Here is a 14,472-nt window from a genome sequence, read left to right as displayed (position 1 = left end):
CCGCTCGGCCAGAAAAGGAGAGAACCATGGCTTTCGTCAAACCCCGCACGCGCAGGGCGTCGCGTTTCGCGATCGCGGCGGCTCTGATGGGTGTCGGCGCATTGGGCGTCACGGCAATCGACGCGCCGGCCTATGCGCAGAAGAGCCCGAAATATTCCGAAGGCTTCATCGAAGTCTTTGCCCCGATCAACGAAGCGATGAACGAAGACGCGCCGGATTACGAATCGCTGCGCGATCAGGCGCTCGCAGCGCGCGGATCGATCGAAAACGACGATGACCGTTTCGCCTACGGCAGCACGCTGTATTCGCTCGGCCAGGAACTGAGCGATCGTGCGCTCCAGCGCGACGGCATGGAAACCATGCTCGAAAGCGGCAAGATTCCCGAGGATGCTCTGCCGCAATATACCTACATCGCGGGTCAACTCGCCTACAATCTTGAGGATTACGCAGCAGCGCGCCAACGTATCCAAGAGGCCTTGGCGCTGGGATACGACGCTCCCGACGCGCAGAATATCATCACCCGTACCTACTCGCTGGAAGGCAATACGGCTGGGGCGCTCGGCGCAGTGGCCGAGCAGGTGAACACTGCGGTCAGCGCCGGGCAAGTGCCGGACGAAGCCTTGCTGAAGCGCGGCCTGACGATCGCCTACAACGACGATCTGTACGAAGATGCGACGAATTTCAGCATGCTGCTCGCGCGCTATTATCCGAGCACGGATGCATGGGGCGATGCGGTCGCCATCCAGCGTAACTATGGCGACTATTCGGACGAGGAACTGCTCGACCTTCTGCGTCTGCTGCGCGCCGCCGATGCGATGCGCAACGAGCGCGACTATGTCGACTACATCAACTACGCCAATTTCCGCCGCCTTCCCGCCGAAGTCGCGGCAGTCGCGCAAGATGGTATCTCGGCCGGCATGCTTCAGGGGAACGATGCGTTCGTTACCGAAGCGGTGAACGAGTCCGAATCGCTCGTCGATGGGCTTCGCTCGGACCTCGGTGATCTGGAAAGCGACGCAATGGCTTCGGGCGCGGGCGCATCGCTCGCGGTGGCCGCAGGCGATGCCTATCTGAACTTCGACAATGGTGCGAAGGCCGCCGAGCTTTATGAGCTTGCGCTGACCCGCCCCGATGTTGACCGCAACACCGCGCTGACCCGTCTCGGCATAGCGCAGGTGAAGGCAGGCAATTATGCTGCGGCCCAGGATACCTTCGCCAAGGTCGACGGCAATCGGGCTCCGATCGCGAAGCTCTGGGCGGCCTACGCCGAGAACCAGGCTTCGGGAGGGGCGGGCACGATGGGTGCCGCGGGCTGATCCATCCAGGCCTGGCTAATGATTGCGGCGCGGGAGGAGCAATCCTTCCGCGCCGTTTTTCCATGGGTGAAGCGTCATGCCTAACGAAGCCGGCGGACGTAGAGCTGTTCGTCCTGGCCACGCTTCATCTCGAACCGGTCCAGCGAACCGACGAGTTCGGACAGCCGCTTGAAACCGTAGTTGCGCACATCGAAGCTGGAACGATTGCCGGCGATCTGACCGACCTCGTGAAGCCGTGCAAAGCCGGCATCGTCGCGGCTCGATGCCTTCCATGCATCGCCAAGCAGTTGGATGAGCTCCTCGTCTACATCGACCTTGTCAGACTTGCTGTCGCTCCCCGAATCGCGCGATTGCCCGCGCACCAACTTCGCGGTGTCGATGAAGCGGGTACAGGCGCGTTGCAGGGCCTGCGGCGTCTTTGCGTCGCCGAAGCAATAGACCGGCAGCCCGTCCTGCCGCAGCCGGGTGACGAGCGGAGTGAAATCGCTGTCCGAGCTCATAATGCCGAAGCCGTCGACCTTGCCCTGGTACAGCAGGTCGACCGCATCGATCGTCATCGCCATATCGGTCGCATTCTTGCCGCGCGTCAGGTCGAATTGCTGATGCGGCCTGATGCCGTAGCGATTGGTGATGTCGCCCCATCGCTTGAGGGCGTCCTTCGCCCAGTTCCCATAGGCACGGCGGATATTCACCTGACCGAGTTCGGCGAGGACGGTGAGAACCGCGTCGATACCGCTGGGGTCGACATTGTCCGCGTCTATCAGGAGCGCGATGTTGCTGGCTTCGAATTCTGACATGCGCGCCAGATGGCCTGTGCATCAGGCCGCGGCAAGGAGTTATTCGATCGGTCCGAATTCGTCGCTGCCCTTGTCGAGGTGGTAGAGCACACCTTCGGATATCGCGAAGAAAGTGCCGCGCAGGTTCAACTCTCCGCTCTCTTCCTTGCTGCGGATCCAGGGGAACGTGCGCAGGTTGGCAAGGCTCTGGCGTACGGCGGCGAATTCCATCTCGCGCTTGGCCTCCGGCCCCTCGGTACCATGCTCCGCCACCACTTTGGCGCGGGCATTGTCGAGAAGGCGCACCCAATTGGCCACGAAACCGCCAGCCCCGGGCTCATTGCCGTGGAAGTCTTGCGAGAGCGCGGCCTCGCACCCACCGCACATGCCGTGGCCCATCACCAGAATCTGCCGCACCTTCAGGAACTGCACGGCGAATTCGACGGCCGCCGAAACGCCATGCTGGCCCGGTGTCGTCTCGAACGGGGGGACCAGTGCAGCAACATTGCGCACGACGAAGATTTCTCCCGGGTCCACGTCGAATATCTGTGAAGGGTCGACGCGGCTGTCGGAGCAGCTGATTATCAGGGTCTTGGGGTGCTGGCCCTCGGAGACGAGCTTGTCGTAGCGTGCACGCTGGATCGGATAACCGCTTTCGCGAAAGCGACGATACCCTTCCAAAAGTCCTTCGAATTCAGGCATTCATAGCGCTCCCTTCGGATAACTGCGTGGCTCCTGGCAGTCCGGCCAGCACGAGTGGTAGAATCCTCCTCAGCCGATTTCGCAAGGATATTGGACACCGCCCGGTTCCATGGAAGGCGTCGTTAGTGCTGCGCTGGTTGCGCCTCAAGCAAGAATGGTTGCACGATACCGCTCATCAACAGTTTTGCGGGCAATGAGCGCGGTTGCGAGCGGGCCGTGACGGTCCTAGATGGGCGGTGATATGAACGATCTCGCTACCGCACCTCGCCCCGATGAAGACCGTCAGCCACGCCAGCGCAAGCCGGACTGGATCCGGGTGAAGGCGCCGGTCAGCAAAGGCTATAACGAAACGCGCCGATTGATGCGCGATCTCGGCCTCAACACCGTGTGCGAAGAGGCGGCGTGCCCCAATATCGGCGAGTGCTGGGAGAAAAAGCACGCGACGGTGATGATCCTCGGTGATGTGTGCACCCGCGCCTGCGCGTTCTGCAACGTGAAGACGGGAATGCCGCGGCTGGTCGATCCGATGGAGCCGGAGAACGTGGCTGTTGCGGCGGGCAAGATGGGGCTCGAGCACATCGTCATCACCAGCGTCGACCGCGACGATCTGCCCGATGGCGGTGCTTCGCAATTCGTCAAGGTGATCGAGGCTCTGCGGCGCGAGACGCCCAACACCACGATCGAAATCCTCACGCCCGATTTCCGGGGCAAGATGCGTGCTGCCGTGGAAGCGATCTGCGCCGCGCGGCCCGATGTCTACAACCACAACCTCGAAACCGTTCCGCGGCTCTACCCGACGATCCGGCCCGGCGCGCGCTATTACGCATCGCTGCGCCTGCTGGAGGAAGTGAAGAGCCACGACCCGACGATCTTCACCAAGTCCGGCATGATGCTGGGGCTGGGCGAGCAGCGGCTCGAAGTGCATCAGGTGATGGACGACATGCGCAGTGCGGATGTCGATTTCATCACGCTCGGCCAGTATCTCCAGCCGACGCCCAAGCACGCCAAGGTCGAGGACTTCGTGACTCCGAAGGCCTTCGATGCCTTCGGCTCTATCGCGCGCGCGAAGGGTTTCCTGCAAGTTGCATCAAGCCCGCTGACCCGGTCGAGCTATCACGCGGGCGACGATTTCGCGCAGATGAAGGCTGCCCGGGAAGAGCGGCTTGCCAAAGAGGCGGCGCGGAGCAAGTCCCGCTGATGCCGGGCATTCACCAGACGCGTAAGCTGCCTTACACGGCGGAGCAGATGTTCGATCTGGTCGCCGACGTTAAGCGCTACCCCGAGTTCCTGCCATGGGTGGTCGCGACGCGGATCAAGTCCGACAGCGAGACCGAAATGGTCGCGGACATGGTGGTCGGCTTCAAGGCGATCCGGGAAAAGTTCACCTCGCGGGTCGAGAAGACGCGTCCGAAGAGCATCAATGTGCATTACGTCGACGGCCCGCTGAGCGACCTCGACAATGACTGGACCTTCGTCGACGTCGAAGACGGGTGCGAGATCGAGTTCTGCGTCGATTTCACATTCAAGAGCAGGATTTTCGAGAGCCTCGCCGGTGCCTATTTCGATCGCGCCTTCCGCAAGATGATGACGGCTTTCGAAGAACGCGCGCACGAACTCTACGGCAACAGCAGCTCCAGCGCGCAAAGCGTCGCCTGACGGCGGATACCCGCCCGGCCGAGATCGCCGAAAGATTTGAGCTCGCCCTCGGGCTCTCCCTCGGCACCGCGCAAGGCGCGCGCGAAAACGACCGTGCCGACCGGCTTGTTCGGGGTTCCCCCGCCGGGACCCGCCACGCCGCTGATCGAAACCGCGACATCCGCTTGGCTGTTGGCAAGCGCGCCCTGGGCCATGGCCCAGACACACGCGATCGAAACGGCGCCGAACGTCTCGATGATATCCTGGGAGACGTCCAACTGCTCCATCTTCGCTTCGTTCGAATAGGTGATGAAGCCGCGATCGAGCACCGAGGACGATCCCGGTATCTCGGTGAGCGCGGCGCAGACCAGCCCCCCGGTGCAGCTTTCCGCAAGCGCGATGGTGCGTCCCGCTGCGCGGTTCTCCTCGACGACCTTCGCGGCAAGCTCGTGAATATCGGATGGCAGCAGCGCGTCGGACATCACTTGCCTGCCGGGCACAGGTTCAGATTTTCGTTCTCGCCAACGACCCCGATCATCGTAGCGAGCAAGGTGCCGAAATTTTCGGCCGGCAACGGTGCGATCAGCGGCAGCACCTTTTCGATATCGCCGCAGGTCGAAGGCTTGATCTCCTGAACGATCATTTCGCGCACGATCCCGTCGACGAACGGGCGCAATTCGTCGCCATCGAGACCCGCGATCATTTGGCCGATAGCGCTGGCCGAGTTCCCACCAGCAGCCTCACCCGCGCCCCCGGTCTCGTTTTCCATGAAGGCCATCAGGAAGCGCCGAGCACCGGGCCACGCCTCGCCGCGAAGCAGGGCGAAGTTTTCGGCGAAGGCGTCACCCTGGCTCAGGACGAAACTGTTGCCGGGCAGGGCATCGGCGCAGCTGGCCTGCACCGCATCCATCGCCAAGGGCATCGTATAGGTCACCGCATCGCCTAGATCGGCAGGCTCGACGCAAGCCGTCCCTTGCGCGAGCGAGGGCTGCGCGAGCGCAAGGATCGCGGCAGTGCCGGCAACCAGGCGAAGATAAAGTTTCATTCGAAGTCCTCCCTGATGAGGGTCGCGGCGGCTTGTGCGGCAATCCCTTCGCCGCGCCCGGTAAAACCGAGCCGCTCCGTCGTGGTGGCTTTTACGCTTACCGCATCGACCTGAACACCGGCGAACTGCGCGATCTTTTCGCGCATCGCATCCTTGTGCGGGCCGATCTTGGGCGCCTCGCAAATGATCGTGAGGTCGAGATTGCCGATCGCATACCCGGCTTCGGCGGCCAACGAAACTACGTGTTCGAGGAACCGGCCCGACGCCGCACCCCGCCATTGCTCGTCGCTTGGCGGGAAATGGGTGCCGATATCGCCGTGGCCCATGGCACCGAGGATGGCATCGACGAGCGCGTGCAGCGCGACATCCGCATCGCTGTGGCCCGCGAGCCCCTTGTCATGCTCGATCCGGATCCCGCCGAGCCACAATTCCTCGCCCTCGGCAAGCTGGTGCACGTCGAACCCGGTGCCCATGCGCACAGGCGGTGATTGCATTGCGAAATCCTCTGCAAAGGTCAGCTTGGCCAGCCGCTCGTCGCCCGCCACGACCGCGACCTCGCCTCCGTATGCACGGAGCACCTGCGCATCGTCGGTGGGTTCATGTGCGGTATCCCAAGCGCGGTGGGCGGAAAGAATATCGGCGAAGCGAAAGCCCTGCGGCGTCTGCACGCGGGCGAGGGCGGTTCGGTCTTCCTGCCCCGTCATCACGCCGTCCTGCATGCGGGCGATGGTGTCGACCACCGGCACCGTCGGAATGGAGCCGGGATGCCCGGCGAGCGCGGCGAGTACCCGGTCGATCACCGGTTGTGGTAGGGTGGGGCGCGCCGCGTCGTGGATCAGCACGTGCTCCGGCGCTTCGCCCGCCAGCGCCTCCAGTCCGGCGGATACCGAAGCGCGGCGGGTCGCGCCGCCGTCCACAAGGATGATCGAGTCGAGACCTGCCAGCGCCTCGCGCGCCATGTCTGCGGCATTGGGCGCGATGGCGATGACAAGCGGCTCCGCTCCGGCTGCAAGAAGTGCCTCGGCCGAATGGCGCAGCACCGGCTTGCCGCGCCAGCGCACATATTGCTTGGGAACCGCCTGCCTCGCTCGCGTACCCGAGCCTGCCGCAACGATGATCGCGGCAAAACGGGGCATGTCTGCGGACTGTGGCATCGCGGCGGGGCTACGCGCTTGCGAGAGCGGCGGCAATCCACTATTTACGACGCTTCCCCATGCTTGACGTGCCAACCCCTCCCTCGGCTCCGAAGCCGATCGCCATCGGCAACGTGCGTGTCGAAACGCCGGTGATCCTCGCGCCGATGACGGGCGTGACCGACATGCCGTTCCGCACGCTGGTGCGCCGCTATGGCTCGGGCCTCAACGTGACCGAGATGATCGCGAGCGAGGCGGCGATCCGTGAAACCCGCCAGAGCGTCCAGAAGGCCGCGTGGGACCGGATCGAGGAACCGGTCAGCATGCAGCTGGTCGGGTGCGACCCGGCAAGCATGGCCGAGGCCGCGAAATTGCAGGAAGGCAATGGCGCGGCGATCATCGACATCAATTTCGGCTGCCCGGTTCGCAAGGTCGTCGGCCAGCTGGCCGGCAGCGCGCTGATGCGCGAAGTGCCGCTCGCGACCAAGCTGATGGAAGCGACGGTCAAGGCCGTCGATGTGCCGGTGACGGTCAAGATGCGCATGGGCTGGGATCACGCGAGCCTTAATGCGCCCGAACTTGCGCGGATTGCCGAGGATCTGGGCGTGAAGATGATCACCGTCCACGGGCGTACCCGCAACCAGATGTACAAGGGCAGCGCCGACTGGTCCTTCATCGCCAAGGTCAAGGAAGCGGTGAATATTCCCGTGATCGTCAATGGCGACATCTGCTCGATCGACGATGCCGCCAAGGCGCTCGAGCAGTCGGGCGCCGACGGGCTGATGATCGGGCGCGGCGCCTATGGCCGCCCATGGTTGCTCGGCCAGGTGATGCACTGGTGGCAGATGGGCGAGAAACGCGCCGATCCGCCGCTGAACGAGCAGTACGCGGTGGTGGTGGAACATTTCCGCCGGATGCTCGACCACTACACGCCCGAGGTCGGGGTGAAGATCGCGCGCAAGCATATGGGCTGGTACACCAAGGGGCTTTATGGCTCGGCGGAGTTCCGCAAGGCGGTCAATTTCATCGACGATCCTGCGCAGGTGCTGGGCGAACTCGAGCGATTCTACGAGCCCTTCCTGGTCCGCAACGCGGCCTGAGCTTCGCCTTCGCCAATCAGCGAAAATTCCGTGGAGCGTTGCCGAAATGCGACGCGAGGTGGGACAAGCCACGCTTTCCGGCTTGTATCCAAGCAACAGCAATGTTGTAACTCGGCAACGATGGCGACGATTTCCGGCTCAACCAGACGTGGCTCACGGCTTGCTCGGCGGGTCGTCGTGGCTTCGCGGCGCGCCAATCTGTTTCGCTGGCTGGAACTGAGCGCTGCGGTTGCGCTCGCGATCATGATCGTTGCGACATGGACGGCGTTTTCGGGCTCCGGCGTGGAGACCGAGCTGCTGCCGACGCGGCAGATATCGATCCTGCTAGTCGGTACGCTGGTGCCGGCGATGGCGCTTCTAGTCCTGATGGGGCGCAGGCTGGCGCTCCGGCGTGCCGCTGGCAGTACGGCGCGGCTCCACGTGCGCCTCGTGTTCGTCTTCTCGCTTATCGCGGCCGTGCCGACACTGCTCGTCGCGGTGTTTGCCGCGGTCCTGTTCCAGTCGGGCGTCGATTTCTGGTTTTCCAGTTCCTCGCGCGGCTTGATGGAAAGCGCCAATCAGCTGGCCGAAGGCTATTACGAGCAGAATCAGGTCGACGTGGCCAACCATACGCGGGCGATGGCGGGCGACATGCTGTCGATCCTGCGCGGCCGCGAGCTCACCGACCTCGCGACGCGCGAGTTCGCGGATATCTATGCCTACCAGATCCAGGGGCGCGACCTGAACGAAAGCGCGATCCTTCAGGCCTTTCCCGACGGCAGGGTCACCACCGCAGTGGCGATCGGCATCGTCGAAGGGAACGAGCCTGCGAGGACGGTCGAGCGGGCCCTCCCGGAGCTTAACGCCGGAGAGATCGACGTGGTCTACGCCAATCCCGACCGGATCGAGGCCGTTACCGCCATTGATCCGCAGGCGGGCATCTACCTCTACAATGCGCGCAATACCGAGGCACTGTCCTTCAGCCAGTGGGGGCGGGCGGGGGACGTCGTGAGCCAGTATAAGGACCTGACCGAGCGCGCCCGCGCCCTGCAGCTCCGTTTCAACCTCGCGCTGTTCTTCGTCTCGCTCGCGCTCGTCGGTTTTGCGGTGTGGTTCGCGCTGCGCTTTGCAGACCGGCAGGTCGAACCGCTGACCGATCTGGTCGCGGCGGCGCGCAAGGTGGGGGCGGGCAACTTCGCGCTGCGGATCGAAGGACGTACCGGCGCCGACGAGATCGGTCTCCTCAACCGCGCCTTCAACCGGATGACCGCGCAGCTCGAGATGCAGACCGACGATCTGGTCCGCGCCAATCACGAGCTGGACGAGCGGCGCGCCTTCATCGAGGCCGTGCTCGAATCGACCAGCGCGGGGATCGTGTCGCTGGACGAAACGGGCACGATCCAGCTGATGAACACCTCGGCCCGGCTGCTCCTGTTCGACGATGCGCAGGAAGACGGGCAGGGGAAGGCATTGACCCAGGTCTCCCCCCAGATTGCCGCCCTGCTCGATCAGGATGCGGAGAGCGGGATCGTCAGCTTCAATCGCGGACCGGATCTGCTGACGCTCGCGGTCCGGATCGCGCCAGCGACGGGTGGTCACGTCATCACTTTCGAGGACATTACCCGCCAGCTGCTCGACCAGCGACGCGCCGCCTGGTCCGACGTCGCGCGCCGCATTGCGCACGAGATCAAGAATCCGCTGACCCCGATCCAGCTCGCGACCGAGCGCCTGAAGCGCCGCTACGGAAAACAGGTGGGCGACGACGACACGCTGTTCGGCGAACTGACCAGCACCATCGTCCGCCAGGTCGGCGCGCTCCGTACGATGGTCGACGAGTTTTCGTCCTTCGCGCGCCTGCCCAAGCCCGTGTTCCGGGACGAGGATGCGGTCGATCTCGTGCGGCACGCGGTCTTCCTGCAGGAAGTCGCGCACCAAGACATTTCTTTCGCGCTACAGACCCCCGAGGGTAGCGTCCCGCTCACCTGCGATCGCCACCAGTTCGGACAGGCGATGACCAACGTGCTAAAGAATGCGGTCGAGGCGGTGCAAGCCCGCGCGGCCGACGCCGACTCGAATGGGGCGGAGGGCTATTCCGGCAGGATTGCGGTGTCGATCGAGCCGCGTGATGACGCGGTCGACATCCTCGTTTCCGATAATGGCGTGGGGCTGCCGGCCGACCGCGATCGCCTGGCCGAACCCTATGTGACGACGCGCGAGAAGGGCACGGGGCTCGGCCTCGCGATCGTCAGCAAGATCGTCGAGGAACACGGCGGCGATATGAGTTTTGCGCCGGTGGCCGAGGGTGGCACGCAAGTCATCCTGCGGTTCGCACGGACACCCGAGCCTGCGGCCACGGACGTGCCCGCATGATCGCCAATTCCCCTGAAAGGAGACGCTGATGGCGCTCGATATCCTGGTCGTCGACGACGAACGCGACATTCGCGATCTGGTCTCCGGCGTGCTGAGCGACGAAGGCTACGAATGCCGCGTGGCGGGCGACAGCGGCACCGCGCTGCGCCTCGTCGATGAGCGGCGGCCAAGCCTCGTTCTGCTCGACGTGTGGCTTCACGGCAGCCCGATGGACGGGCTGGAAGTGCTCGATGCGATCAAGGCACGCGAGCCCGAGCTGCCGGTGATCATCTTTTCCGGCCACGGCAACATCGACACCGCCGTATCCGCCGTCAGCCGCGGGGCAATGGATTTCATCGAGAAGCCCTTCGAGACGGAGCGGCTGCTGCTGCTGGTCGAACGTGCGACCGAGACCGAGCGGCTGCGGCGCGAAAATACCCGGCTGAAGCAGGATAGCGGCGGCGCGGGCGAAGAATTCAACGGCAATTCGGCCGCCGTAAACCAGGTGCGCGCGACGCTGAAGCGCGTGGCGAGTACCGGCAGCCGGGTGCTGATCAGCGGTCCGGCGGGCAGTGGCAAGGAGGTTGCGGCGCGTCTGCTCCATAGCTGGAGCCCGCGCTCGACCGGTGCCTTCGTCATCGTCAACTCGGCAAGGATCACCGCCGAACGGTTCGAGCAGGAGCTGTTCGGCGAAGAGTCCGAAGGCAAGCTCATCCGGCCGGGCCTGCTCGAAACGGCCGATGGTGGAACGCTCTATCTCGACGAGGTCGCGGACATGCCATTGTCGACACAGGCCCGCATCCTGCGCGTTCTGACCGAGCAGAGCTTCGTGCGGGTCGGCGGCAACCGCCAGATCGGGGTCGATATGCGGGTGGTCAGCTCCACCTCGCGCGACCTGCAGAAGGAAATCGAGGAAAAGCGTTTCCGCGAAGACCTGTTCTACCGCCTCAACGTGGTGCCGGTATCGATCCCCTCGCTGGCCGAGCGCCGCGACGACATCCCCGCGCTTGCGACCCACTTCTTCGCGCGTTACGCCTCCGAACAGGGCTTGCCGGCGCCGACGGTCAGCGAAGAGGCTCTCGCGACCTTGCAGGCCTACGACTGGCCCGGCAACGTGCGCGAACTGCGCAATGTGGTGGAGCGTACGGTCATTCTGAGCCCGCGCGACAAGATGCACGTGATCGAGAACGACATGCTGCCCGCCGAGATTACCGAGGGCGGGGTCAAGGGCGGGATCGGCATGGCGAGCCTGATGGGCGTACCTTTGCGTGAGGCCCGCGAGGAATTCGAGCGTGAATATCTCGCCATTCAAATCCGCCGGTTTTCCGGGAATATCTCGAAAACCGCGAGTTTCATCGGGATGGAGCGTTCGGCACTGCACCGAAAGCTCAAAATTCTCGGTATGACGGAGCGCAAGGAAGAAACGTAAGTCGATGGTAAGTGATGGGTTGTAGCGCCTTGTACTTGGCGTGCGGAACGCTCGGCCCGGGCAAGCATTTTTGATTTAAGTGGCAAGGGGGTGCGCCAAGTGGGTGCGAAAAGCCTCTTGCCGAATGCATGCGGTCGGTGCGGTGCACCTGCTGCCAAGAACAGGAAAAGGCTCATGGCCGAAGGAAAGACGCTCTCGATCCGAGCGAAAAAGGCGCCCGTGGACGAGGATATCCAGCCAGAAGAGGCGGACGCGGCTCCTACCGAGCGCAAAGAGAAGAAGGCTCCGACTGCCCGCAAGGCCGAGGACAGGTCGGCCCAAGGGAAGCAGACCACGCTTCAGGACGCCTTCCTGAACATCCTGCGCCGCGAAAAGGCCCCGGTAACGGTGTTTCTCGTCAAAGGGGTGAAGCTCCAGGGCATCATCACCTGGTTCGACAATTTCTCGCTCCTCCTGCGGCGCGATGGCCAGTCGCAGCTGGTCTACAAGCACGCGATCAGCACCATCATGCCCGCGCAGCCGATGGATGCGGAGCAGTTTGCGAGCCGCGATGGCGGCAAGAAGCAGCGCCAGTTGCAGGACGTGTTTCTCGGCCGCGTGAGCGAGGCGGAGGTCCAGGTGACCATGTTCCTCGTCAATGGCGTCATGCTGCAGGGGCGGATCGCCGCGTATGATCTGTTCTGCACGCTGCTGGAACGTGACGGGTTCGTGCAGCTGGCCTACAAGCACGCCGTATCGACCATCCAGCCTGCGGAAAATGTCGACCTGAGCGATTGGGACGACGACGAAGCGGACGACTAGTCCGGCCGCGAGCCAGCGAGGACACCCAAGATTTTCGAAGATGACCTTGAAGGTGAGGTGACGCGCGGTGCGCGAGCACTCGTCATATGCCCGGACATTCGCGGGGTAAACCACGACCTGCCGGCCGAGGAGCGCCTTGCCGAAGCCATCGGCCTCGCCAACGCGATCGGCATCGTTGTAGCCGAAAGCTACATCCAGCCGGTGCGCGATGTGCGTCCGGCTACGCTTTTCGGTGCCGGTCAGGTCGAGCAGATCGGCACGCAGGCCGAACTGGCCGAAGCCGAACTGATCATCGTCGACGGGGCTCTCTCCGCGATCCAGCAGCGTACGCTGGAGGAAAACCTCAAGCGCAAGGTGATCGACCGCACCGGGTTGATCCTTGAAATTTTCGGCGAGCGCGCGGCCACGGCCGAAGGGCGCCTGCAGGTCGAGCTTGCCCATCTCGATTACCAGGCCAGCCGTCTCGTGCGCAGCTGGACCCACCTCGAGCGGCAGCGTGGCGGCTACGGCTTTCTCGGCGGGCCCGGCGAGACCCAGATCGAGGCGGACCGGCGCATGATCCGCACGCGGATGAGCCGGCTGCGAAAGGAGCTCGAGCAGGTCCGCAAGACACGCGCATTGCACCGCGAACGGCGCACCCGCGCCCCGTGGCCGGTGATCGCGCTGGTCGGCTATACCAACGCGGGCAAGTCGACCCTTTTCAACCGCCTGACGGGTTCGGACGTGATGGCGGAAGACCTGCTCTTCGCCACGCTCGACCCCACGATGCGCGCGATCGGGCTGCCCGGGGTCGAAAAGGCGATTCTGTCGGACACGGTGGGCTTCATCTCCGATCTGCCGACGCAGCTGGTGGCGGCATTCCGTGCCACGCTCGAAGAGGTCACCAATGCGGACCTGATCCTGCACGTGCGCGACATCGCCAATCCGGCGAGCGCAGCGCAAAAGACGCAGGTGCTTGAGGTGCTGCGAGGGCTCGACGTCATATCCGGGGGAGAGGAGGGGGAGGAGCCCGTCAGCGCCATCCCCATCCTCGAAGTCTGGAACAAGTGGGACCTGCTGACCGACGATACGCGCGAGGATCTGCAGGTACGCGCGGCGGACGATGTGGAAGTCGTGCCGCTTTCGGCCGAGACGGGCTTCAACATCGATGCGCTCGAAGAGCGGATCGGCCAGGTCCTGACGCGCTCTGCGACGACGCGCGAATTCGTGCTGCCGACGAGCGCCGGGCGCGAGATCGCGTGGCTCCATGCCCACGGCGACGTTCTCGAAGAGGAAGAACTGGAGAGCGAGGACGGAGCGCCGCAGCACCGCCTCGTCGTACGGCTTGGCCCCAAGGAACTCGGCCAGTTCGAAAGTTTCGACCTAGCCGGTTGAACCGTTTCGTTCGGCTCGCTTTACCGCCTGCCACAGTGCTTCCTGAGCATCGAGGTCCAGCGTGGCGAAGCGTCCTTCGGCCAATCCTTCCATGCCGCGATAGCGCCGTTCGAACTTGTCGTTCGCCGCGCGCAGTGCGGCCTCGGGCTGAATGCCATGCGCGCGTACGAGGTTGACGGCGGCGAACAGCAAGTCGCCGGCTTCCTCCTCACGCGTCGCATCGTCCGCCTCGGCGAGCTCGCGCGCTTCTTCGGCGAGTTTATCGGCTGCGCCCGAGGGATCGGGCCAGTCGAAGCCATCACGAGCCGCGCGCTTTTGCAGTTTCTCGGCACGGAGGAGGGCGGGCAGGGCGCGAGCGACGCCATCCATCGCACTTTGCTGGCCCTTCGCCTCACGCTCGCTCGCCTTGAGCGCTTCCCACCGCGTCTCGTCCATCGTGCCGTCAGAGCCGGCGAAGATGTGCGGATGGCGCGCTTCCATCTTGTCCGAAATGCTCCGTGCGACGTCCGCGAAGGCGAATAGCCCGCGTTCCTCGGCCATTTGCGCATGGAACACGACTTGCAGCAGCAGATCGCCGAGTTCCTCACGCAGTTCTTCCATCGCGTCGCGCTCGATGGCGTCGGCCACCTCGTAGGCTTCCTCGATCGTATAAGGTGCGATCGAGGCGAAATCCTGCGCGAGATCCCACTCGCAGCCGCGTTCCGGATCGCGCAGGCGCGCCATGATGGAAAGAAGTCGGTCGATCTGCGTGTTTCTGGCGTCATCCATGCGAGAGGGCATAGGCCGCACAGCCGCGCGCGTCAGCACGGAGATAAGTTGGATAATATATATTA

The 14,472-nt window shown here is 64.0% G+C and carries 14 protein-coding genes; 8 read left to right on the top strand and 6 right to left on the bottom strand.

Features of this window, described 5'->3' with window-relative positions:
- Nucleotides 1-26: 26 nt before the first annotated feature.
- Nucleotides 27-1,316: a hypothetical protein gene (locus DL238_RS10920; protein WP_115492285.1), complete on the top strand. Its 1,290-nt coding sequence runs from the start codon at nt 27-29 to the stop codon at nt 1,314-1,316.
- 80 nt (nt 1,317-1,396) lie between these two features.
- On the opposite strand, the gene DL238_RS10915 is transcribed toward DL238_RS10920, so the two are convergent.
- Nucleotides 1,397-2,113 (bottom strand): NYN domain-containing protein, encoded by a 717-nt coding sequence (locus DL238_RS10915; RefSeq protein WP_115492284.1) that lies wholly within the window; start codon nt 2,111-2,113, stop codon nt 1,397-1,399.
- Between the two features lie 39 nt (nt 2,114-2,152).
- A complete protein-coding gene (locus DL238_RS10910; RefSeq protein WP_115492283.1) occupies nt 2,153-2,794 on the bottom strand; it encodes a carbonic anhydrase in 642 nt (213 codons plus the stop codon).
- Nucleotides 2,795-3,035: 241 nt separating this feature from the next.
- Here DL238_RS10910 and lipA point away from each other — a divergent pair, with 241 nt between their 5' ends.
- Entirely contained in the window at nt 3,036-3,992 is a 957-nt protein-coding gene (lipA, locus tag DL238_RS10905) for a lipoyl synthase (protein WP_115492885.1), read from the top strand.
- Nucleotides 3,992-4,450: a type II toxin-antitoxin system RatA family toxin gene (locus DL238_RS10900; protein ID WP_115492282.1), complete on the top strand. Its 459-nt coding sequence runs from the start codon at nt 3,992-3,994 to the stop codon at nt 4,448-4,450. The genes lipA and DL238_RS10900 overlap by 1 nt, the downstream gene beginning before the upstream one ends.
- On the opposite strand, the gene DL238_RS10895 is transcribed toward DL238_RS10900, so the two are convergent.
- From DL238_RS10895 to DL238_RS10885, 3 genes are read right to left on the bottom strand one after another with little or no spacing between them, the layout of a single operon-like run.
- Nucleotides 4,411-4,911 carry a CinA family protein gene (locus DL238_RS10895; RefSeq protein WP_115492281.1) on the bottom strand — a complete coding sequence of 167 codons (501 nt, stop codon included), beginning with the start codon at nt 4,909-4,911 and terminating at the stop codon, nt 4,411-4,413. The genes DL238_RS10900 and DL238_RS10895 overlap by 40 nt on opposite strands.
- The gene (locus DL238_RS10890; protein ID WP_115492280.1) at nt 4,911-5,474 is read right to left on the bottom strand and encodes a hypothetical protein; all 564 of its coding nucleotides are present in this window, start codon (nt 5,472-5,474) and stop codon (nt 4,911-4,913) included. The genes DL238_RS10895 and DL238_RS10890 overlap by 1 nt, the downstream gene beginning before the upstream one ends.
- Complete coding sequence (locus tag DL238_RS10885; protein WP_115492279.1) at nt 5,471-6,628, bottom strand: bifunctional 2-C-methyl-D-erythritol 4-phosphate cytidylyltransferase/2-C-methyl-D-erythritol 2,4-cyclodiphosphate synthase; 1,158 nt, start codon at nt 6,626-6,628, stop codon at nt 5,471-5,473. The genes DL238_RS10890 and DL238_RS10885 overlap by 4 nt, the downstream gene beginning before the upstream one ends.
- 59 nt (nt 6,629-6,687) lie before the next feature.
- Between DL238_RS10885 and dusB the strand changes: the two genes are divergently transcribed.
- From dusB to hflX, 5 genes are all read left to right on the top strand, one after another.
- Nucleotides 6,688-7,707, top strand: a complete 1,020-nt coding sequence (dusB, locus tag DL238_RS10880; protein ID WP_115492278.1) for a tRNA dihydrouridine synthase DusB — start codon at nt 6,688-6,690, stop codon at nt 7,705-7,707.
- A gap of 120 nt (nt 7,708-7,827) precedes the next feature.
- Nucleotides 7,828-10,056: a sensor histidine kinase gene (locus tag DL238_RS10875; RefSeq protein ID WP_115492277.1), complete on the top strand. Its 2,229-nt coding sequence runs from the start codon at nt 7,828-7,830 to the stop codon at nt 10,054-10,056.
- 28 nt (nt 10,057-10,084) lie between these two features.
- On the top strand, nt 10,085-11,464 hold the full coding sequence (ntrX, locus tag DL238_RS10870) for a nitrogen assimilation response regulator NtrX (protein WP_115492276.1): 1,380 nt from the start codon (nt 10,085-10,087) through the stop codon (nt 11,462-11,464).
- Nucleotides 11,465-11,638: 174 nt separating this feature from the next.
- The gene (gene hfq, locus DL238_RS10865) at nt 11,639-12,265 is read left to right on the top strand and encodes an RNA chaperone Hfq (protein ID WP_115492275.1); all 627 of its coding nucleotides are present in this window, start codon (nt 11,639-11,641) and stop codon (nt 12,263-12,265) included.
- A 57-nt stretch (nt 12,266-12,322) separates the two neighbouring features.
- Entirely contained in the window at nt 12,323-13,639 is a 1,317-nt protein-coding gene (gene hflX, locus DL238_RS10860) for a GTPase HflX (protein WP_115492274.1), read from the top strand.
- Here hflX and mazG read toward each other — a convergent pair.
- Nucleotides 13,628-14,407, bottom strand: a complete 780-nt coding sequence (gene mazG / locus DL238_RS10855; RefSeq protein ID WP_115492273.1) for a nucleoside triphosphate pyrophosphohydrolase — start codon at nt 14,405-14,407, stop codon at nt 13,628-13,630. The genes hflX and mazG overlap by 12 nt on opposite strands.
- Nucleotides 14,408-14,472 lie beyond the last annotated feature (65 nt).

This window comes from Alteriqipengyuania lutimaris, from assembly GCF_003363135.1.
In the GTDB taxonomy this organism is placed as follows: Bacteria; Pseudomonadota; Alphaproteobacteria; order Sphingomonadales; family Sphingomonadaceae; genus Alteriqipengyuania; species Alteriqipengyuania lutimaris.
The sequence above is the reverse complement of the archived record's forward strand: the minus strand, read 5'-3'. Positions and strand labels throughout refer to the sequence as shown.